19 protein-coding genes are annotated in these 19,813 nt (G+C 67.8%); 14 read left to right on the forward strand and 5 right to left on the reverse strand.

Annotated elements, in window-relative coordinates; genetic code table 11:
- Position 1: 1 nt before the first annotated feature.
- From VLK61_RS11485 to VLK61_RS11510, 6 genes are all read left to right on the forward strand, one after another.
- Positions 2-160 carry an alcohol dehydrogenase catalytic domain-containing protein gene (locus tag VLK61_RS11485; RefSeq protein WP_325421227.1) on the forward strand — a complete coding sequence of 53 codons (159 nt, stop codon included), beginning with the start codon at positions 2-4 and terminating at the stop codon, positions 158-160.
- 11 nt (positions 161-171) lie between these two features.
- Positions 172-714, forward strand: coding sequence for a VOC family protein (locus VLK61_RS11490; RefSeq protein ID WP_325421229.1), 543 nt, complete (start codon positions 172-174; stop codon positions 712-714).
- A 19-nt stretch (positions 715-733) separates the two neighbouring features.
- The gene (locus tag VLK61_RS11495) at positions 734-1,318 is read left to right on the forward strand and encodes an NADPH-dependent FMN reductase (RefSeq protein ID WP_325421231.1); all 585 of its coding nucleotides are present in this window, start codon (positions 734-736) and stop codon (positions 1,316-1,318) included.
- A gap of 83 nt (positions 1,319-1,401) precedes the next feature.
- Positions 1,402-2,205, forward strand: a complete 804-nt coding sequence (hpaH, locus tag VLK61_RS11500) for a 2-oxo-hept-4-ene-1,7-dioate hydratase (protein ID WP_325421233.1) — start codon at positions 1,402-1,404, stop codon at positions 2,203-2,205.
- Complete coding sequence (gene hpaI, locus VLK61_RS11505) at positions 2,205-3,014, forward strand: 4-hydroxy-2-oxoheptanedioate aldolase (RefSeq protein ID WP_325421235.1); 810 nt, start codon at positions 2,205-2,207, stop codon at positions 3,012-3,014. The genes hpaH and hpaI overlap by 1 nt, the downstream gene beginning before the upstream one ends.
- The gene (locus tag VLK61_RS11510; RefSeq protein WP_325421237.1) at positions 2,989-4,617 is read left to right on the forward strand and encodes a phospholipase D-like domain-containing protein; all 1,629 of its coding nucleotides are present in this window, start codon (positions 2,989-2,991) and stop codon (positions 4,615-4,617) included. The genes hpaI and VLK61_RS11510 overlap by 26 nt, the downstream gene beginning before the upstream one ends.
- A 307-nt stretch (positions 4,618-4,924) precedes the next feature.
- Here the strand turns inward: VLK61_RS11510 and VLK61_RS11515 are convergent, their stop codons facing one another.
- The 4 genes from VLK61_RS11515 to VLK61_RS11530 all read right to left on the reverse strand — a co-directional run bounded on the left by VLK61_RS11515 (position 4,925) and on the right by VLK61_RS11530 (position 8,798).
- Entirely contained in the window at positions 4,925-5,683 is a 759-nt protein-coding gene (locus tag VLK61_RS11515; protein ID WP_325421239.1) for an SDR family oxidoreductase, read from the reverse strand.
- Positions 5,684-5,738: 55 nt separating this feature from the next.
- Entirely contained in the window at positions 5,739-6,770 is a 1,032-nt protein-coding gene (locus tag VLK61_RS11520; RefSeq protein WP_325421241.1) for a LysR family transcriptional regulator, read from the reverse strand.
- A 65-nt stretch (positions 6,771-6,835) separates the two neighbouring features.
- Positions 6,836-7,822 carry a tripartite tricarboxylate transporter substrate-binding protein gene (locus tag VLK61_RS11525; RefSeq protein ID WP_325421243.1) on the reverse strand — a complete coding sequence of 329 codons (987 nt, stop codon included), beginning with the start codon at positions 7,820-7,822 and terminating at the stop codon, positions 6,836-6,838.
- A 67-nt stretch (positions 7,823-7,889) separates the two neighbouring features.
- Positions 7,890-8,798, reverse strand: coding sequence for a TauD/TfdA dioxygenase family protein (locus tag VLK61_RS11530; RefSeq protein WP_325421245.1), 909 nt, complete (start codon positions 8,796-8,798; stop codon positions 7,890-7,892).
- 175 nt (positions 8,799-8,973) lie between these two features.
- Here VLK61_RS11530 and VLK61_RS11535 point away from each other — a divergent pair, with 175 nt between their 5' ends.
- Genes VLK61_RS11535 through VLK61_RS11550 form a run of 4 tightly spaced genes read left to right on the forward strand, consistent with a single transcriptional unit; the run spans position 8,974 to position 13,105 of the window.
- Positions 8,974-10,008 carry a TauD/TfdA family dioxygenase gene (locus VLK61_RS11535; RefSeq protein ID WP_325421247.1) on the forward strand — a complete coding sequence of 345 codons (1,035 nt, stop codon included), beginning with the start codon at positions 8,974-8,976 and terminating at the stop codon, positions 10,006-10,008.
- Between the two features lie 19 nt (positions 10,009-10,027).
- Positions 10,028-10,933, forward strand: coding sequence for a fumarylacetoacetate hydrolase family protein (locus VLK61_RS11540; protein WP_325421249.1), 906 nt, complete (start codon positions 10,028-10,030; stop codon positions 10,931-10,933).
- Between the two features lie 28 nt (positions 10,934-10,961).
- Positions 10,962-12,065: a porin gene (locus VLK61_RS11545; protein ID WP_325421250.1), complete on the forward strand. Its 1,104-nt coding sequence runs from the start codon at positions 10,962-10,964 to the stop codon at positions 12,063-12,065.
- Positions 12,066-12,091: 26 nt separating this feature from the next.
- Positions 12,092-13,105: a 2-dehydropantoate 2-reductase gene (locus VLK61_RS11550; RefSeq protein ID WP_325421252.1), complete on the forward strand. Its 1,014-nt coding sequence runs from the start codon at positions 12,092-12,094 to the stop codon at positions 13,103-13,105.
- 318 nt (positions 13,106-13,423) lie between these two features.
- Here the strand turns inward: VLK61_RS11550 and VLK61_RS11555 are convergent, their stop codons facing one another.
- Positions 13,424-14,386 (reverse strand): LysR family transcriptional regulator, encoded by a 963-nt coding sequence (locus VLK61_RS11555; RefSeq protein WP_325421253.1) that lies wholly within the window; start codon positions 14,384-14,386, stop codon positions 13,424-13,426.
- 236 nt (positions 14,387-14,622) lie between these two features.
- On the opposite strand from VLK61_RS11555, the gene VLK61_RS11560 reads away from it, so the two are divergent.
- The 4 genes from VLK61_RS11560 to VLK61_RS11575 all read left to right on the forward strand — a co-directional run.
- Complete coding sequence (locus tag VLK61_RS11560; protein ID WP_325421255.1) at positions 14,623-16,041, forward strand: FAD-binding oxidoreductase; 1,419 nt, start codon at positions 14,623-14,625, stop codon at positions 16,039-16,041.
- Positions 16,042-16,057: 16 nt separating this feature from the next.
- Complete coding sequence (locus VLK61_RS11565) at positions 16,058-17,041, forward strand: Bug family tripartite tricarboxylate transporter substrate binding protein (RefSeq protein WP_325421257.1); 984 nt, start codon at positions 16,058-16,060, stop codon at positions 17,039-17,041.
- Between the two features lie 47 nt (positions 17,042-17,088).
- Positions 17,089-18,444 carry an MBL fold metallo-hydrolase gene (locus tag VLK61_RS11570; protein WP_325421258.1) on the forward strand — a complete coding sequence of 452 codons (1,356 nt, stop codon included), beginning with the start codon at positions 17,089-17,091 and terminating at the stop codon, positions 18,442-18,444.
- A gap of 67 nt (positions 18,445-18,511) precedes the next feature.
- On the forward strand, positions 18,512-19,813 hold a 1,302-nt coding region (locus VLK61_RS11575; protein ID WP_325421259.1), incomplete at its 3' end, for an aldehyde dehydrogenase family protein.

Consider the following 19,813-nt stretch of genomic DNA (forward strand, 5'->3'; position numbering starts at 1 on the left):
CATGCGCGCCGTCCTGATCGGCCGGCCCGATGTGTTGATGCGCACCTGCCGCTACAAGTGGATGCCGCCGCTGCCGGCTGTTCCCGGTAACGAGATCGCCGGGGTCGTCGACGCGCTGGGGCCCGGTGTCCAGGTCGGCAAGATCATTCTTCATCCGTGAACGAGAGAGTCATGAGCACGATCCCGCAGTTGTCCCATTTCGGCATCTTCGTCCGCGACATCGACGCGATGACCCGCTTCTACACGCGGGTCTTCGGCCTGCACCTGACCGACGAGGGCGTCGGCGCCAACTTCAAGTGCCAGCTGAACTTCCTCAGCGGCTCGCCGACGCAGCATCACCAACTCGTGCTCGCCGGCGGCCGGCCGGCGGACGCGCCGAGCACGGTGATGCAGATGTCGTTCAAGGTCGCTGCCATTGACGACCTGCGCCGCGTGCGTGCCAGCGCGCTGGCCGAAGGCGCCGCGAAGATGCGCGCGATGAACCATGGCAACGCCTTGTCCATCTACTTCGAGGATCTGGAAGCGAATACGATCGAGGTCTACCTCGACACGCCGTGGTACGTTCCGCAGCCGCATGGCGATCCGCTGGACCTGGAGCAGCCTGACGAGCGCATCTGGGCCGAGACCGAAGCCGCCTGCCGGGCGGACCCAGGCTTCCACCCGGTGCAGGACTGGGCCGCCAGGTTCGGAACAGGTGCCGGCAACATCCGATAACTGATGAAAGACATGGCACATGACCTCTCCTGATGCTCCCCTGCCGCGCCTGCTGGCGATCTCCGGCAGCTTGCGCCTCGCATCGAACACGAGCGCGGTGCTGCGCAGCCTGGCGCCGCTGGTCGATGGGCGGGCGCAGCTCGATGTCGCGCTGCTGCACGAGATTCCGCCCTACAACGCCGATTTTGAAGGCGACGCGCTGCCCGAGCCGGTGCGCGCACTGAAGCAGGCCATCGCGGGATGCGACGGCCTGGTCATTGGCTCGCCGGAATACAACTACGGCATCTCCGGTGTGCTGAAGAACGCGCTCGATTGGGCCTCCCGGCCGGGATTCGCATCGCCGCTGAAAGGCAAGCCGGCGCTGATCATCACCACTTCGCCAGGCCTGTTCGGCGGCGTGCGCGCGCAGGGGCAGATCCGCGACGTGCTGGCAGCGACCCTGGCCCGGCCACTGGCGCGCCAGCAGCTCGCGATTCCCACCGTCGACAAGAAACTCGTGAACGAGCGCATCGCCGACGATGTGACGCTGCAGCTGCTGCGCGCAGGCCTGGACGATCTGCTGGCCGAGATCGCGCTGCTGCGTTCATCATCAAGCGTGGCTTGATACCGGACCCGATTCGTTTGATTGTGCGGGGCCGACGCGTGCACCAGAATTCGCGCGGCAGTCCTTGCCCTGGAGACACCCGCATGCTGGCACCCGAGGTACACGTAGCGCTCGCGCGCCAACTCGATCAATCGGAACGTGATCGCGTCCCGATCGAACAGTTCTCGAAGCGCTTTCCCGAGATGGCGATTGCCGACAGCTACGCCATCCAGCGCGAATGGGTGCGGCTGCAGCAGGCGGCCGGCCGACGCATCTTCGGCCACAAGATCGGCCTGACCTCGCGCGCGATGCAGATCGCCTCTCAAATCACCGAGCCTGACTACGGAACGCTGCTCGACAGCATGCTGATCCGGGACGGCAGCGAGGTCGAGGCTGCGCGCTACCTGGTGCCACGCTTCGAGGTCGAGTTTGCCTTCGTGCTCGCGCGGCCGCTGAAGGGACCGGGCGTCACGCTCTTCGACGTGCTGAACGCGACCGACTACGTGACGCCGGCGCTCGAGCTCATCGACGCGCGCATCGAGCAGTTCGACCGCGTGACGAAAACGCCACGCAAGGTGCTCGACACCATTGCCGACAACGCGGCCAACGCCGGCATCGTGCTCGGCGGACGTCCGATGCGGCCCGACGCGGTGGACTGGCGCTGGGCCGGCGCGCTGCTCTACAAGAACGGCGTGATCGAGGAATCCGGCCTCGGCGCCGCCGTGCTGAACCACCCGGGCCACGGTGTGGCCTGGCTGGCCAACAAGCTGGCCGCTTTTGACGAGGGCCTGGCCGCCGGCGAGATCGTGCTCGGCGGGTCGTTCACTCGCCCGGTGGCCTGCGCCGCGGGCGACACCTTCCACGCCGACTACGGTCCACTCGGTTCCATCTCAGTCCGCTTCGTCTGATGCATACACCTGCCAATCCCTTCAAAGCTGCCATTGCCGAGCCCGGCGCCCGCATCGGCCTGTGGCTCGGCCTGGCCGACCCCTACGCCGCCGAGTTGTGCGCCACCGCCGGCTTCGACTGGCTGCTGATCGACGGCGAGCACGGCCCGAACGACCTGCGCTCGATGCTCGCGGCACTGCAGGCGGTGGCGCCTTATCCCGTGCATCCGGTGCTGCGCATAGCGCAGGGCGACACCGTGCTGATCAAGCAGGTGCTGGAGATCGGCGCCACCACGCTGCTGGTGCCGATGGTCGAGACTGCCGAGCAGGCGAGGGCGCTGGTCCGGGCCATGCGTTATCCGCCGCATGGCGTGCGCGGCGTCGGCAGCGGCCTGGCCCGCTCGTCGCGCTGGTCCGGCTTGCCGAACTACCTGCACGAGGCCAACCAGCAGGTCTGCCTGCTGGTACAGGTGGAGACCGTCGCGGCGCTGGAGCAGCTCGACGAGATCGCGGCCGTCGATGGCGTGCACGGCGTCTTCATCGGCCCGTCGGACCTGTCGGCGTCGATGGGCTACCTCGGCCAGCCTAACCACTCGGAAGTGGTGGCCGCGATCGAACAGGCGATCGCCCGCATCCTTGCGGCCGGCAAGGCGCCGGGCCTGCTGGCGATCGACGAAGGCCTCGCGCGGCGCAGCATCGCGCTCGGCGCGCGCTTCGTCGCGGTGGGCGTCGAGGCGACGATGCTGGCGCGCGCCGCGCGGTCGCTTGCCGAGCGCTTCCGGCAAACCGGCGTTGCGTCGGCCGATGCTGCGTCACCAACGGGTTATTGAGGTGGCACAGCGCAGCGGCATGTCTCGGGTTGCCCTCGTTTGCCTCGGCGCCTTCCTCCGCAGCTGGTGTCTCGTCGTCAGCGCCTTCGTGATCGGCGGATGTGCTGCGCTGCCCGAGTTCCCCGTCCGGCCCGACAGCCACGCGCTCGTCGCGACACCTGATACGACTCTCGGCGGCGTGGCGCGCGACGCGAACATCCCGCCCGCGCAGTCCGGCCTGTGGCCGATGCCAGAAGCCAGCGTCGCACTCGATGCGCGCCTCGAATTGATGCGGCGCGCCACGCTGTCGCTCGACGTGCAGTACTACCACGTCGCGGACGACAGCATCGGGCGCAGCGTGCTGCGCGCCCTGCGCGAAGCGGCGGCACGCGGCGTTCGTGTCCGCCTGCTCGTCGACGACCTCTATACCAGCGGCATGGATGAGCTGCTGCTGGGCCTCGCCGCGGTGCCACAGGTGGAGGTGCGGATCTTCAACCCGTTTCCGGCGCGCCGAACCTCGTCGCTGCTGCGGTCGCTCGACTTCCTGCGCGACTTCAAGCGCCTGAACCAGCGCATGCACAACAAGCTGCTCGTCGCCGATGGCTCGGTGGCCGTCGTCGGCGGCCGCAACCTGGCGGACGAGTACTTCTTCCGCCATGCAGACGCCAACTTCATCGACTTCGACATGCTGGTGGCCGGCGCTGTCGTGCCGGAGTTGAACGGTGCATTCGACCGCTACTGGAACAGCGCGATGGTCTATCCCGTTGAGCTGCTGGTGCACAGCAGCGTCGGGCCGGCCGAACGGGTCGCCGTTTTCGATCGTCTGACCGCCGGCGACACTGCGCCGCCGGCCCGGACGGAGCCCGACATGTTCGGCGACCCATCCCTGGGCGCGCAGCTGCTGTCGCGCCGTTTTATCTTGATGGCAGGCGGCGCGCAGGCCTGGGTCGATGAGCCAGCGAAGGCGCAGGACCAGCGCAGCGGCGCGATGACAGTCAAGCAGCGCTTCGTGCAGGAGATGGGGACGGCGCGCGAACGGCTGCTGCTGTTTTCTCCGTACTTCATTCCGGGCCAGGAAGGCGTGGCCAGCCTGACCCGTGCGCGACAGCGCGGCGTGGAAGTGCGCGTCATCACGAATTCGCTCGTCGCCAGTGACGAGCCGCTGGTCAACGTGGGCTACTCGCAGTACCGCGTCGAACTGCTGAGGTCCGGCGTGCGCTTGTTCGAGGTGGCGAGCGAGCGTCTGAAGAGCGACTCGCGTATCGGCCGCCTGCTGGGTGCCAGCGCAGGCCGGCTGCACGCCAAGATGGCTTTCATCGACGGCGAGACGACGCTCGTCGGTTCGATGAACCTTGATCCGCGCTCCGAGCACATCAACAACGAAATCGGTGTCGTGGTCCATAGCCGGGCCTTCACTCAGCGAGTTCAGCAGGTATTCGATCCCGAGCGCAACGTCGATTTCGAGGTGAAGCTCGGTGATGGCGCCGATGGCGGAGTGGGCCTGGTCTGGGTCTCGCGCAACGGCGACATCGAACAGCGCAGGCTGGACGAACCCAGCCCCGGCTTCTGGCAGCAGCTGAAGCTGCGACTGATGTGGCTGCTGGTGCCGGAAGATCTGCTGTAGCGTCTTGTCGCCAGACCGCGTCGACTGCGTCATAAGAGCCAGTCCGGAGATCCTTGCCAGCCGCAATGAGTTGATGCTTCGCCACCTTTTCAGATGGTGTGTGGAAAACAGCTTTATCGGATTCGGTCGATCGCTTTCAGAGAGGGCGGGGCAGAAAGGCCATGGCGGCGCACTTCCGCTACATCAGCAAGAAGGGCTCGCTCGACATCGAGGATGAACGCGGCGAGACGATGCGCGGTAAGGGCAGCCGGCACCAACTGGCCGATGACTGGCGCCCCAAGGAAAGCCGGACGTATGGTGTGCACACTCAGAACGCGAAGCGGTGCATGCCGCCATCGACAGCGATCACTTCGCCGTTGATGTAGCGGCCCAGCGGTGAGGCCAGCAGCGCCACCAGCACGGCCAGATCGCGCGGTTCGCCGAAGTGGCCTGCGGGAACATGCATGCGCACAAATGCTTCGCGGTCCGCAACCGTCGGGAAACGCGACTCGAGCTGCTCGCTGATGATGACGCCGGGCCCGACGGTGTTGACGGTGATCCCGTAGCGGCCAACCTCGCGCGACAAGCTCTTGCTGTAGACGGTGCGTGCCGCGTTCATCACGCTGGCGGAATTGACGATGTCCTGCACCTCCCAGGAGCCGCCGATGTTGATGATGCGGCCGAAGCGGCGCTCCTTCATGTAGGGCAGCAGCGCTTCGATCAGGTGCCGCACTTCCGCGAAGCGCAACGCGTAGGCGGCGTCCCACAGCTCGTCCGGTGAGCCGGTGGACATCGGCTGCGACACGCCCGCGCTGTTGACGATGACGTCGACGCGGCCGACCTTCGCGATCGTCGCCTTCGCCAGCTCGGCGCCGCCGCCGTGTGCGCTGAGGTCCACCGGAATCACGACCGGTTCCTCGCGGGCCTTGGCGGCGATCTTGTCGGCTGCCTGCTTCAGCACGTCGCCACGGCGGCCAGCGAGAACGACCTTCGCGCCTTCTTCAGCCAGCAGCTCGGCGATGCCGAAGCCGATGCCGGTGCCGCCACCGGTCACGATGGCGACGCGCTTGTCGAGTTGAAGATCCATGAGTGTTCCTTCTGGAAGAGATTGGAGAGATGGGCGACGTGGGAGAGATGAAGAGTCAATTCCAGGCGGCGGACGCGATGGGCGTGGCGTGGCGCCATGCCCCGGCTTCGACCAGGCGAACGACAGTTCCGAGCACGGAGTCGATGACCGAATCGATGGCCGCGGTCGGCAGCTGATCGTTGCGCCGGCACAGCTCCAGCCGGCGCATCAGTGGAATGCCGGCGATGCGCTTGAGCCGCACGCGGTCGGCCTCCAGGCCGTCCTCGACGACGGTCCAGGGCAGCACGCTGACACCATGGCCCTCGAACACCAGGCGCTTGACCAGCACCAGCGCGTCGGACTCGATCACGGTGTGCGGCTCGAAGCCGTGCTGCTCGAAGACCTTGCGCATCAGGCTGCGCGTCGAGTAGCTGGTGCGCGACGGCAGCACGAAGGGCAGTTCAGCCAGTTCGGCGACCTCGATCGTCGAGCCCTCGACGAAGCCGGGCAGCTTCGTCGAGCCGACGATGAACAGCTCTTCTTCGACGAGCACGCGCCTTTGCACGCCGGTGATCTCCTCGTCGGGCGCGAGCACGACCAGATCAAGGTCCCCGGCAATCAAGCGCCGGTACAGGTCGCGGCCCTGGCCGGCGACCATGACCAGCCGCACCCCGGGATAGCGTTGCATCACGTCGACGGCCAGCGGGTAGGCGAGCGCCATCGCCGTGCTTTCCAGGCAGCCCATGCGCACGCTGCCCACGGGTGTCTGCCCGATCGCTGCGACATGACCGGCGACTGCCTCGACCTCGCGCAGGATTCGCTGAGCCGCGGCGTACAGCGCGCGCCCCTGCTCGGTGGGCACGATGCCCTGCGGGCTGCGCACCAGCAGCGTCGCGTTCAGCGCATGCTCGAGGTCGGCCAGATGTTTGGACAGCGCCGGCTGCGCGATGTGCAGCGCCTGGGCTGCGCGGGTGATGCTGCCGATGTCGACGACGCGAACGAAGAATCGCAGCTGCTTGAATTCGAGCGCTCGTGCATCGGGCTCGGCACCGGCCGGGCCCGTGGCGCGCAGCGGTCTGTCGACGGGCGGTGGCGGCGGGGCCGGCATGGGGCCGATTGTGGGCGATGGCGATGAAGTCGGCGATGGCACCGGCGATGAGTCGACAGCGACTGTCACTGCGGCACGTAGCCGGTGGCTCTGATGAGCGCGTCCCACTTGCGCAGCTCGGCGGCATGCAGCACGGCAAGCTGCTCACCGGAAAGCGGGGCCGGCGTCAGCCCTTGCCGATCCAAGGCCGACTTCATGTCCGCGCCGGCGAGCTGCTCGCTGATGGTTCTGCCCAGCGCCAGGGTCTGGGCTGGGGGCAGCCCGCGTGGGGCGTAGACGCCGATGGTGATGTCGCCTTCGAAGTCGACGCCTTGCTCGCGCAGCGTCGGCACCTCGGGCACCAGGGCATTGCGGCGTGAGCCACCGACCGCCAGCACCCGCAGCTTGCCGCTGCGGTGCAGTTCCAGCATGTCGGGCAACACGCCGACCGCCGCTGCGATGGTGCCGCCGACCAGGTCGGTATTCGCCGCCTGGCCGCCGCGATAAGGCACGTCGGTGAGCGGCACCTTGAAGATGCGCGCCAATTCCTGGCCGACGAAGGAAGGTCCGCTGCCGCTGCCTGGCGAGGCGTACGACGCTTCCTTCGGATGGCGCTCGGCCCAGGCCATGAACTCGCGGATGTTCGCCGCCGGGTGGCTGGCTGCGACGGCAATCGCGTAGTCGTAGGTCGCGATGCGCACGATCGGCGTGAAATCCTTCTGCGCGTCGTACTCGAGCTTGGCCACCGTGTGCGGATAGATCGTGAACGCGGCATCGACGCTGACGATCAGCGTGCTGCCGTCCGCGGCCGAACGCTTGATCTCCGCCAGTGCAATGCGCGAGCCGGCGCCCGGCTTGTTCTCGACGATGACGCTGCGGCCGAGCGGCGCGCGCAGCCGCTCGGCCAGCAGGCGCGCCGCATAGTCCACGTTGCCGCCCGGAGGGAAGCCGACGAGCAGCCGCAGCGGCGGCTTGTCCTGTGCATGGGCTGCGAAGCCAGCCCATGAGAGCGGCACCGCCAGGGCGGCCTCGATGGCACGGCGGCGCGAGAGCCTGCCCGATCGATTTGTCATTGTTGTCTCCAAGTCGGCGCTTGCACGCCCTCGGGGCGCGTCGCTAGTTTTAATATGAGCGGCAGTCTCAGCGCGCTTCTGGAACGTCCTGCGTCAGCGTGCGCACCATCTGCCGGCCGGCATTGTTGTCTTCCCAGTACACCGCGCGGTGCAGCGTGCTGCGGTTGTCCCAGATCACCATGTCGCCCGCCGTCCACGCATGGCGATACACGAACTCGCGCTGGGTTGCCAACTCGCGCAGATGGAACAGCAGCGAGCGGCCCTCGGGAATCGGCAAACCCTCGATGTGCGAGCAGTGCGAGGGCACGCAGAGCACGCGTCTGCCGGTGTTTGGATGCACGTCGACGATGGGGCGCACCTGGTCGGGGTAGCTGGTTCGGAAGCCGCCCGAGTCGGCACGCGTGGCGCCGAGCATGTCCATCGCCGAGTTCAGCGTATGCACGCCCTGGAGTCCTGCGAGGCGGTGCTTCAGGCTCGCCGGCAGTGCTTCATAGGCGGCCACCATGTCGGCGAACTCGGTCTCGCCGCCTTCGCTCGGCACCTGGTTGGCACGCAGGTAGGTGTAACGCGCACGGATCGGGCGGAACGTGCTGTCGGTGTGCCACAGGCGGTTGGCGTACTGGTAGAGGCGGCGCGCATCGCCCGTCGCCATCACATGCTTCTCTTCGGTGAGGTTCGTGATCTCGGACAGCCGCGGATCCTCGAGCCGCTCGGTGCGCTTGAACTGATCCAGGCTGGGGATGCCTTCGGACGAACGTTCCAGCGGCCCGAAGTTCTCGCTGAAGTAGATCTGCTCGATCGGGTCGAGGCTCTGGCCCGGCATCACGACGACCCCGTAGCGGTCGAGTGCGGCGACCACGGCCTCCTTGTCACCGGGGCGCAACTGGCGGGCGTCGATGCCGTCGAGGCGGGCGACGAAGGTGGTGCCGAGCTGCGTCGTCTTGATGGGCGCGGCCGTGCCGGCGATAGCGGTCATGCGAGTCTCCTTGCTGCTCATCGAGCGTCTTGCGAATCGGGGCGATTCTGCGGGCGAACTTCGGCGGTGCCGTCATCGCCAATGCTTGGGGGGGCATCGCGAAGCACGATTTCCCCGGGCGCCGAGGGCGCCCCTAGAGTCGCTCCGCTGACGACATGACGAGAACGGAAATGCCATGGGGAATGACACGATGCTGATGGAGCCGGTGCGCGGACCATCTGTCTGGACGCGGGCCGACTTCGAAGGCCGCGACGACTGGATCTGGCGCTTCAGCGACCAGGAGCTCGCCGACCTGGATGCCGCACTGCGAGGCGTGCAGGCGCGTGGCCTGGGTTGTGCCGAATTCGGCGTCGAGGACTTCTCTCTGCCGGTGGCCGGTGCGAGGCTGGCCGCGTTGCGCAAGGAGCTGATCGACGGCCGCGGCTTCGTGCTGCTGCGCAAGCTGCCGGTGGAGCGCTACAGCCTGCCGGAGCTGGAGGCCATCTACTGGGGCATCGGCTGCCATCTGGGCACGGTGATCTCGCAGAACGGCAAGGGCGACGTGCTGACCCACGTGACCATGCATGCCGGTCTGGATCCGAAGGACCCGAACCTGCGCGGCTACCAGGACCGTCGGCATCAGGAGCCGCACAACGACCTGGCCGATGTCGTCGGCCTGCTGTGCGTGCGCAAGGCGAGGTCGGGGGGCGCGAGTTCGGTCGTCAACTCGGCGTCCATGTACAACGATCTGCTGCGTAATCACCCTGAATACCTGCCGGTGCTCTACCGCGGTTTCCACATGGACACCAAGGGCGAGGGCGGCAATCAGAAGGGCGTGACCGAGGAACGCGTGCGGGTGCTGTCGTGGTACCGCGAACGCCTGTTCCTCTGGTTTGCCAAGCGGCGCCTGGACAGCGCGTTTCCGAAGCTGGGCATCGACCCCACACCATTGGAGCGCGGAGCGCTCGACTACCTGGGCCAGTTGACCGAGAAGCCCGAATACCGCATCGACATGCAGCTCGAAGACGGCGACATCCAGTTCGTCAACAACTACCGCGTGATGCATGCGCGCACTGCCTTCGAGGACCATGACGATCCCGCGCGCTGGCGGTTGATGCTGCGGCTGTGGGTCAATCTCCCTGAGCTGGAACTCGAGCCCGAATTCAGCAAACTGATCCGGCTTGGCGTGCCGGGCCGCCGTGCCAAGGCCACGATGCCTGCCGCGACGTGAACGTCATCGACTGCACGCGATGAAGATCATCAGCTTTGGCCCGCGCCGGGCCGAACAGCCCGGCGTGCTGCTCGGCGAAGAGATCGTGCCGCTGGCGCCGGCGCTGTGCGACGCCGGGCTGGCCGGGCTGCCGCCCAACGCGCTGCTGGCCTTGTGGCCGCTGTTGCTCGACTCCGTCGTGCGCAAGGCCATCGAGCATGGCCGCGATCGCCTCGACTCGAAGACCGTGCGGCTGGGCGCTCCGGTATTGCAGCCCGGCAAGGTGATCGGCGTCGGCCTGAATTACCAGGGCCATGTCGGCCAGGTCGTCGATCCGAAGAGCCTGCCGGCCGAGCCCGTGCTGTTCCTGAAACCACCGTCCGCGATCGGCGGGCCCTTCGACACTCTTGTCAAGCCAATCGAGTCCTGCGATGTCGAGCCCGAACTCGAGATTGCCGTGGTGATCGGCAAGGCAGGCCACCGCTTGACGCCGGACCGGGCAATGGAGCATGTGCTCGGATTCATGTGCGCGAACGACGTGACGGCGCGCGACGTCTTCATCGGCGAGAGCGCCCGCAGCGCGTTGTTCCTGCAGGCGGCGCGCGGCAAGGGCTTTCCGGGCTTCTGCCCGACGGGACCCTGGCTGCTGACGCGTGATGACGCGCCCGAGCTGGATGCTTTCGAGCTCGAACTGAGTGTCAACGGCGAGCTGCGCCAGGCCGGGCGCTCCGATGCGCTGATCGCCAACATCCCGTCATTGGTGTCGGTGGCCAGTGCCGCGTTCGGGCTGATGCCGGGCGACATCGTGCTGACCGGCTCGCCGCCACGGCGGCGACGGGCAGACGGCAGCGCCACCTCGCTGATCGCCGGCGATGAGCTGCGCGCCTCGATCACTTCGCTCGGAACGATGGTGTGCAGCGTTGCCGACGAAGCGTCCTTGCAATAACGACAACCGACCGGAGGAGACATCTGCCATGAAGACCTTGAAACTATCCAGCGTTGCTGCAGCACTGACATGCAGCGCCGCGTTCGCGCAGTCCCCGCCACCACCCCCGCCCCCGTTGCAGGGACCGGGCCCGAACGCCGGGCCGGTGCAGTTGTACGGTGCGATCGACCTGTCGGCGGTGTACGTGAACAACGTCAAAGGCGGCGCGCTCAGGCGTATCGAGAGCGGCGGCAACTGGCCCAGCCGCTGGGGCCTGCGCGGTCGAGAGGACCTGGGTGACGGGCTCGCCGCGGTGTTCGTGATCGAGCAGGGCTTCAATGCCGACGACGGGACGATAGCGCAGGGCGGTCGAGCCTTCGGACGCCAGTCCTTTGTCGGCCTCTCGCACGCCCAATACGGCACGCTGACACTCGGCCGCCAGTACGACTTCGCCTATGCCATTCCACCGGATGTCGTGATGATCGTCGGCGGCCTGGCCGCCGCAACGGGTGGCATAGCCTCCGACCTGCACCTGGGCGGCGTCCGCTACGACAACACTGTCAAGTACTTCGGGCGCTATGGGCCCATGCAAGCCGGGCTGATGCACGGGCTGGGCAGCGAGAACGGGCAGGACAAGATGAACTCGGCCCTGCTGGGCTATCGCGAGGGCAGCGTGAATGCCGCGCTGGCCTATGTGCGCGACAACTTCAGCCCCGTCGTTCCGGCCGCGCAGGGCAACCAGGTCCTCGTCGCCAGTGCGCAGTACTACCTGAATCCGAAAATCACGCTGATCGGCCTGGTCGGCGAGTCGAGGGCAAAGCTCGCAGCCGACAGCCGCTCAAGGAACCGGCTCGTCGACTTCGGCCTGACCTGGCAGGTCACAACGCCGTTCAATCTCGGTTTCTCGGTCGCGCAGAGCGACATCAAGACCGCGACAGGCGCGGATGGCAGGGTCAGGCAGTTTGGTGTCGGCGGCTTCTACGACTTCACCCGCCGGACGACCCTGTACGCAATTGGCTCAAGCACGCGGTCGGAGGGCGCGGCAGGCAACGCCTACTCCGGCGTTCCGGGCATCGGCGGGACGCCGGCCACGCACAGTTCATCGAACCGCGGCCAGACCGTGCTGAAGCTCGGCCTGCGCCACTTCTTCTGATCAAGCATGCAATCGAAGGACGAACGATGAAGGTATGCATTGTCGGCGCCGGTGCCATTGGTGGCCTGATCGGCGCCAAGCTGGCGCTGGCAGGGGGCGCGCAGGTATCGGTGCTGGCGCGTGGGCAGACCTTGGCCGCAGTGCGAGAGCATGGTCTGCGCATCGCGGAGGACGACGCTGGTGCGCGCTGGCGCTCGGCGCCGGTTCGTGCCAGTGACGACGCCGCTGCCTTGGGTGCGCAGGATCTCATCATCATTGCTGTCAAGGCGCCTGCGTTGCCGCAGCTGGCGCAGCGTCTGCGGCCGTTGCTGGATGCGGCGACAGTCGTGCTGCCCGCAATGAACGGCGTGCCCTGGTGGTTCGGCAAGGGCCTGCCTGCCATCGGCGCGTTGCCCTTGGAGTCAGTCGATCCCCGAGGCCGGATCTCGCAGTCCATTCCACTGGAGCATGTGCTGGGATGCGTCGTTCACCTGCATGCGGCGCGCCCGGCGCCGGGCTGCGTGGCGGGTGTGCGCGGGCGCAGCCTGATCATCGGCGAGCCGCAATCGGCAAGCAGCGCGAGGGTGGGCCAAGTTGCGGCGCTGCTGCGAGGCGCTGGCTTTGATGTCGTCGAGTCGTCCAACATCCGGCGCGAGCTTTGGTACAAGCTCTGGGGCAACCTGACGATCAACCCGATCTCGGCTGTCACCGGCGCCACGGCGGATCGCATCCTGGCAGATCCACTGGTGCGGGACTTCTGCAGCTCGGTCATGCGCGAGGCCGCCCAGCTCGGAAGCCACATCGGCTGCGAGATCGAGCAGACGGTCGAAGACCGCCACGCGATCACCGCGAAGCTCGGTGCCTTCAAGACCTCGATGCTGCAGGACGTCGAGGCCGGACGGCCGGTGGAGATCGATGCGATCGTTGCGGCGGTCTCCGAGATCGGGGCGCGGCTGGCGATCCCGACGCCGCACATCGATGCGCTGCTCGGAATGGCTCGGTTGTTCGCTCGCGTGCGCTGCCTGTACCCCGAAGCGGATCAGCCCGGTGCAGGGGGTTAGCGAGTGAGGGGCCGAGCATGCGCGCGGCCGCTCACTCGGTGAAGACCTTCGCCCCTTCGAAAAAGCGGTTCGGCTTCACCAGGGACAGGTAGACGGTGCTCTTGTTTCATGGTTCAGTCCTTGAGGGGCGGAGTGCCTTGCACCGGCCCGATCAGCCGTTCGAACAGGCTCTTTGGTCGCTCGACCGGGCGCGGCCGCGCATATAGGCGCGGAAGTCCTCCGGGCTGGTGTTGTACTGGTCGATTGACTTGAAGCCCGCCGGCGGCGCGACGTCCTTGCGGATCGCCTCGAACCCGCGGCAATTCCCCCGGCTGCAGGCTAACGCGCATTCCGCGGCCGCGTCGATCGTGGATTGGCTCGATTGGCCCGCTCTTCATGCCAGCGCACCAGCCAGCCGGACAGAAACTCGGCAACCCCTTCCGCCGCCGGTGAGAGCGTGCGCGCCGCCGGGCGGTACAGGCATACCTTGCGCACGGTCTCCGGGTCGACCACGCGGCGCATCTGAAGCCCGAACAGGTCGGCCAGCACGCCGACGTAGGCCGGCGCCAGCGTGGCCGCCAGGCCCTGCGCCGCGATGCCGAGCGCGGTGCTGATGTTGTCCACCACGTCCACCGGCGTCACGCGCACACCCTCGGGCGCGCTGAGCTGCATCTGCACCACGCTGCGTTCATGGTCGCGCCCGGCAGCCACCAGCGCTACCGTGCGCAGGTCGGACCAGCGGATCACGGCGCGCTGCCGCGCCAGGGCATGGTCCTTGGCGCACCACAGGACCCAGGCGCTGTCGAAGAGCGGCTCGGTCAGCACGTCGTCCTCGGTCACGCGGTCGGGGCCGATCGCGAGATCGACGTCACCTGCGGCCACCGTGCCGACCAGCGCGTCGACCGTCACGTCGCGGATGCGAATCACCACCTTCGGCCGCTGCAGCGCGTACTCGCGCATCGCCTGCGGCAGCACAGCGGATGCCAGCACCAGCGGTGCGCCCACGCGCACCACGCCGGCGGCACGGTGGCGCACATCATCGGCGGCGCTCTCGGCAGCGCGGGCGTGGCGCAGCATCGTCTCGGCGGAGCCGAGGAAATCGCGTCCAGAGCCGGACAGCGCCACCTTGCGCGTGGTGCGGTCGAAGAGCCGGAAGCCCAGCACGCTCTCGAGTTCCGCGACGAGCTGGCTGACGGCCTGCACGGTGAGCCCGAGCCGCGCGGCGGCAGCGGTGAAGCTGTTCGCCTCGGTCACCGCGATGAAGACCTCGATCTGACGCAGCGTGAGTCGTGTGAAAGCCATGCGGCCGATTGTCAATCGATTCTTGATAACTGGCCAACATCCATTGATTGTGGTCAGACAAGCTCGTGCCGACACTTGCGTTTGATCAAGTCCGGCCGACAAGACTCCTCTGCAGCCGGACAGCCAGGAGACATCCGATGTTCCGTGCATCCTTCCAACATCACCGGCTCTTGCCGGCCGCAATGCGGTTGCGCGCGGTCGCCAGCGCCGAGCGCAACAAGAAGGCGAACTGAACCATGCCGTTGTCCGACCTGCGCACAGCCTTCGCCGGCCGCCTGCTCACCGAGCCGGCCGACACAGCGCCGTTCCTGACGGACTGGCGCCGCAAGTGGACCGGCCGGGCACTGGCCGTGGTGCAGCCCGACACGGCGGGCGACGTGGCTGCTGTCGTGCGCTGGTGCCATGCGCAGCGCGTGGCTGTCGTGGCGCAGGGCGGCAATACCGGCCTGTCGGGCGGTGCGACGCCGGATGACAGCGGGCGCGCGGTCGTGCTGTCGACGGCGCGCCTGAACCGCGTGCGCGCCATCGATCCGGTGGGCAACACGCTGACGGCCGAAGCGGGCGTCACGTTGCAGCAGGTACAGGACGCGGCACAGGAGGCCGGCCGCCTGTTCCCGCTGAGCCTGGCCGCGCAGGGCACCTGCACCATCGGCGGCAACCTGGCCACCAACGCCGGCGGCGTGCAGGTGCTGCGCTACGGCAATGCGCGGGCACTGTGCCTGGGGCTGGAGGTCGTGACCGCCGGCGGCGAGGTGTGGGACGGCCTGCGCGCGCTGCGCAAGGACAACACCGGCTACGACCTGCGTGATCTCTACATCGGCAGCGAGGGCTCGCTGGGTGTCATCACCGCGGCGGTGCTGCAGCTGTTTCCGCGCCCGGCGGCGCAGCTGGTGGCCTTCGTCGCGGTGCCGTCACCTGCTGCGGCGCTGGCGCTGCTGTCGCTGGCCCAATCGCAGCTGGGCGCAGCGCTGACGGCGTTTGAGCTGATCAGCGACACCTGCCTGGCCCTGGTCGAGCGCCACGTGCCTGCCGCGCGGCGGCCGCTGGCGGACGCTTCGCCGTGGTACGTGCTGATCGAGCTGAGCGATGCGCGCAGCGAGGCCGAGGCCAGCGCGCAACTGGAATCGCTGCTCGAAGCCGCATTGGAGGCCGGCCACGCCAGCGACGCTGCGCTGTCGGCCAGCGTGGCGCAGTTCCGCAGCCTGTGGGCGCTGCGCGAGGACATCTCGGAATCGCAGGGCGCCGAAGGCCCGGCCATCAAGCACGACATCGCGCTGCCGATCGCGCAGATTCCTGGTTTCATCGAAAGCACGGACGCGTTGATATCACGTTATTTCCCCGGCCTGCGCCTGGTCGTCTTCGGCCACCTGGGCGACGGCAACCTGCACTACAACCTGTCGCCGCCAGCTGGCGGCATGGGCCGCGCCGCGTTCGCCGCGCTGGAGGCACCGGTGAACCATCTGGTGCATGACGCGGTGCATGCGCACGGCGGCTCGATCTCGGCCGAGCACGGCCTGGGCCTGCTGCGGCGCGACGAGTCTGCTCGCTACAAGTCCGGCGTCGAACTGCAGTTGATGCACGCCATCAAGCGGGCGCTCGATCCGCTGAACCTGATGAACCCCGGCAAGCTGCTTGCGCCGGACTCGAACCCTTGACTGGAGACACACACCAATGAACCCGATTCGCCGCCATATGCTGGCCGCCACAGCCGGTGGCCTGGCGCTTGCCGCACTGAATGCCCGCGCGCAAGCGCTGCCTGATACCGCCCGCATCTACTCCGGCTTCGCGCCAGGCGGCACGGTGGACGTGGCCGCGCGCCGCATTGCCGACAAGCTGCGCGAAATGGTCGCGAAGACCGTCGTCGTCGAGACCCGCAGCGGTGCTGGCGGACAGATCGCGCTGTCGGCGCTGAAGGCAGCCCCTGCCGATGGCCTGACGATGGTGCTGACGCCGATGTCCATGCTCGGCATCTATCCGCACACCTACAAGAAGCTGGCCTATGACCCGGTGGCCGACTTCGCGCCGGTATCGCAGGCCGTGCGCCTGGATTTCGGTTTGGCCGTTGGCCCGATGGTGCCGGCCGCGGTGCACACGCTGGCGGAGTTCGTGGCCTGGTGCAAGGCCAACGCGGCGCAGGCCAGCTTCGGCAGCCCGGCGGCGGGCTCGGTGCCGCACTTCGTGGGCGAGCTGTTCAGCCGCGCCGCGGGCATCGACCTGAAGCATGTGTCCTACCGCGGCACGCAGCCGGCCATCGTCGATCTGATGGGCGGCCAGATCGCCGCAGTGTCCGGCCCGGTCGGCGAGTTCCTGCAGCACTTGCCGAGCGGCAAGGTCCGGCTGCTGGCGACCTCGGGTGCGGCGCGCAGCAAGTTCTCGCCCACAGTGGGCACCTATGCCGAGCAGGGCTTCAAGGACATCGTGTTCGACGAGTGGTTCGGCGTCTACGTGCCCGCAAAGACGCCGGCCGATGTGGTGCAGCGCCTGTCAGCCGCGTTGCGCCATGTGCTGGCCGCGAAGGACGTCGTCGACGCGCTCGCGCAGATGGGCCTGGAGGCCAGGGCATCGACGCCGGCCGAGCTGGCCGCGCTGCTGAAAAAGGACTCGGAGCGCTGGGCTCCGCTGATCAAGACCATCGGCTTCAGCGCCGAATCCTGAGCCGGCAGTCCACGCCCACCCCATCACACAAGATCGAGAGACATCCCATGGCCTCCCACACGTTTCGCCTCGGCTGCCTGGCCGCGGCCGGCTTGGCTGCACTGTCTGTTATCAGCTGCGGGGGCGATGATCCGGATCTGACGCTGGCGCAGCCGGCGGCTTACGTCGCATCGTTCCAGGAGCCTGCCGCCACGCTCAGCGAGTACGACCGCCACCGGGCCATGGCCACGGCCAATGCCGGCACCGCGCCTTTCTTTGCCGGCGAGTTGCGCAAGCAGTGGTGCTGGTCGGCCGAGAACAGCGGCCCGCCGCCCGAGCTGTCGAACACGACGGTGGTGCTGGCCACCAAGCTCTTCGACGACCTGGATTTCACCGGCCTGCGCTGGGTCGGCCAGTACGTGCTGAAGACCAGCACGGGCATCTTCCTGATCGATACGCTGAACAACGCCGCCGAGGTTCAGTCGATCACACTGCCCGGCCTGCAGAGCATGGGCTACACGCCGCAGCAGATCATCGGTGTCATGCCGACCCACGGCCATGGCGACCATCATGGCGGCATCCCGTACCTGTCGGAGACCTATGGTGTCAAGGCCTACATGGGGTCGGGCGATATCCCGCTGGTGCGCGTTGCCACGTCGCGGTCGCCGATCCCGGCCAGCGTGCCGCTGACGCCGCTGGACAGCACGGTCATGACGCCTCAGACGCTGACCCTCGGCGACAAGACGCTGACTCTGCTGTCGACCCCGGGCCACACGCCGGGCACCTTCTCCGGCATCGTTCCGGTGACGCAAGGCGGCAAGGGCTACAAGCTCGCCTTCTGGGGCGGCACCGGCATGCCGACCACGCTGCCCGAGGCGCGCCAGTACCTGGATGGCACCGAGCGACTGTGGCAGCTGGCGAAGACGCAGGCGGTGGACGGCACGATGCATACGCACCCCTTCGTCGATGGCTCGCTGCAGAAGGTCGATGCCATTCGCGCCAATCCCGGCGCGCCCAATCCTTTCCTGATCGGTCATGCAGACGCCATGCGCTCGCTGTCAATGTTGCGCGAATGCGCCGCCGTCAAGGTATCGCAGCTGGACCCGGCGGCCAAGCTGCCGCTGTGGCGTTACACACGCACCGAGATCACCGGCCTCAAGACGGCACTGCGGGACGACCGGACCGAAGCAGTGGCGGTGGCCGCACGCGTGACGCAGCCCTTCGCGGTGGTCCGTGGTGCCAGCGTGCGCTTCGAGGTGGCCGGCACCAGCAATGGATGCACGGCGACCACCGACGCCTCCGGCGTCGCGAGCTGCCGCTTCGACACAGCACCGGGCACCGGCCGTCGCATCACCGCCAGCTTCGCGGGCCGTGGCGATGCCGCTGCGGTAGACCTGGCGAGCGACACCGAGACGAGCTTTTGATCGTGCATTCGCCCGCACGATTCCCTTGACATGTATGACCGTCGTCGCTGACGCTCGGAAGGTTCCCATGAACGATCTGCCTACCGCCCCGCTGCCCGCGATCCCCCTGGACGTTGCCGGCGTCGAGGTCTCGCCGCTGCACTACATCGATGGTCGCCGCGTCGCGTCGGCCGAGTCCTTCGAGCTGTTCAGCCCGATCGACCAGCGCCCGCTTGGCCGCATTGCCGAAGGCGGCGAAGCTGAAGTGGACGCTGCGATCCGCGCCGCCGAGCGGGCGTTCCCCGCCTGGGCTGCGCTGGGTGCGGAAGGCCGCAAGCCGTTTCTCGACCGCCTGGCCGCGGAGATCGGCAAGCGCGCCGATGCCTTCTGCGTGCTCGAGAGCAACGACGCCGGCGTGCTGCTGTCACGCATGAGACACGGCGTCGTGCCGCGCGCGATGCTGAACATCAGCTGGTTCGCCGAGCATGCGCTGAGCTTGCAGGACCGGCCGATCGAGACCGCGCAAGCGACGCACCGCGTACGCCATGATCCGGCCGGCGTGGTGGCCATCATCACACCGTGGAATGCGCCCTTGATGCTGTCCACCTGGAAGCTGGGGCCGGCGCTGGCGTCCGGCAACACCTGCGTGCTGAAGCCGCCCGAGTGGGCACCGCTGACCTGCTCGCTGCTGGCCGATGCGGCTGACGCGGCCGGCCTGCCGCCCGGCGTGTTCAACGTCGTGCAGGGCAGCGGCACGAACACCGGCGCGAAACTGGTCAGCGACCCGCGCCTGGCGCGCATCTCCTTCACCGGCAGCGTGCCGACGGCGAAGTGGATCGCCCGGGCCGCGGGTGCGAACCTGGTGCCCTGCAGCCTGGAACTGGGCGGCAAGAGCCCGTTCATCGTGCTCGACGATGCCGACCAGGACGCTGCCGCTGCCACCGGCGCGCTGATGTACCGCAACGCCGGACAGGTGTGCCTGGCCGGCACGCGCTTCCTGGTGCACGAGCGCATTGCTGAAGCCTTCATCGCCGCGATGCGTGCGCAGGTCGAGCGCCTGACCGTCGGCGATCCGCGGGAGGAGGGTACCGAGGTCGGCCCGGTCATCCATCCGCGCCAGGTCGAGCGTGTGCTCGGCTACATCGAGCGCGCCGTCGCCGGCGGTGCACGTCTGCTGTGGGGTGGCGGCCGCCATGACTTCGGCGCGCAGTACCTGCAGCCGACGATGCTGGCCAACCTGCGCCAGGATGACGAGATCGTGCAGAACGAGGTCTTCGGTCCGGTGCTGACCTTGCAGACCTTTGCCAGCGACGACCAAGCCATCGCGATGGCCAACGGCACCGACTACGGCCTGGGCGGCGTCTGCTACGGCGAGACCGGCCATGCCATC

Origin of the sequence: Aquabacterium sp. (assembly GCF_035476535.1) — a bacterium.
Lineage (GTDB): Bacteria > Pseudomonadota > Gammaproteobacteria > Burkholderiales > Burkholderiaceae_C > Pseudaquabacterium.

Coding starts and splice junctions, on each gene's coding strand:
- VLK61_RS11545 (WP_325421250.1), top strand. CDS start 10,962: ATGAAGACCTTGAAACTATCCAGCGTTGCTGCAGCACTGACATGCAGC.
- VLK61_RS11550 (WP_325421252.1), top strand. CDS start 12,092: ATGAAGGTATGCATTGTCGGCGCCGGTGCCATTGGTGGCCTGATCGGC.
- VLK61_RS11570 (WP_325421258.1), top strand. CDS start 17,089: ATGGCCTCCCACACGTTTCGCCTCGGCTGCCTGGCCGCGGCCGGCTTG.
- VLK61_RS11495 (WP_325421231.1), top strand. CDS start 734: ATGACCTCTCCTGATGCTCCCCTGCCGCGCCTGCTGGCGATCTCCGGC.
- hpaI (WP_325421235.1), top strand. CDS start 2,205: ATGCATACACCTGCCAATCCCTTCAAAGCTGCCATTGCCGAGCCCGGC.
- VLK61_RS11490 (WP_325421229.1), top strand. CDS start 172: ATGAGCACGATCCCGCAGTTGTCCCATTTCGGCATCTTCGTCCGCGAC.
- VLK61_RS11530 (WP_325421245.1), bottom strand. CDS start 8,798: ATGACCGCTATCGCCGGCACGGCCGCGCCCATCAAGACGACGCAGCTC.
- VLK61_RS11560 (WP_325421255.1), top strand. CDS start 14,623: ATGCCGTTGTCCGACCTGCGCACAGCCTTCGCCGGCCGCCTGCTCACC.
- VLK61_RS11510 (WP_325421237.1), top strand. CDS start 2,989: ATGCTGCGTCACCAACGGGTTATTGAGGTGGCACAGCGCAGCGGCATG.
- VLK61_RS11485 (WP_325421227.1), top strand. CDS start 2: ATGCGCGCCGTCCTGATCGGCCGGCCCGATGTGTTGATGCGCACCTGC.
- VLK61_RS11565 (WP_325421257.1), top strand. CDS start 16,058: ATGAACCCGATTCGCCGCCATATGCTGGCCGCCACAGCCGGTGGCCTG.
- VLK61_RS11515 (WP_325421239.1), bottom strand. CDS start 5,683: ATGGATCTTCAACTCGACAAGCGCGTCGCCATCGTGACCGGTGGCGGC.
- VLK61_RS11525 (WP_325421243.1), bottom strand. CDS start 7,822: ATGACAAATCGATCGGGCAGGCTCTCGCGCCGCCGTGCCATCGAGGCC.
- VLK61_RS11535 (WP_325421247.1), top strand. CDS start 8,974: ATGGGGAATGACACGATGCTGATGGAGCCGGTGCGCGGACCATCTGTC.
- VLK61_RS11555 (WP_325421253.1), bottom strand. CDS start 14,386: ATGGCTTTCACACGACTCACGCTGCGTCAGATCGAGGTCTTCATCGCG.
- VLK61_RS11520 (WP_325421241.1), bottom strand. CDS start 6,770: ATGCCGGCCCCGCCGCCACCGCCCGTCGACAGACCGCTGCGCGCCACG.
- hpaH (WP_325421233.1), top strand. CDS start 1,402: ATGCTGGCACCCGAGGTACACGTAGCGCTCGCGCGCCAACTCGATCAA.
- VLK61_RS11540 (WP_325421249.1), top strand. CDS start 10,028: ATGAAGATCATCAGCTTTGGCCCGCGCCGGGCCGAACAGCCCGGCGTG.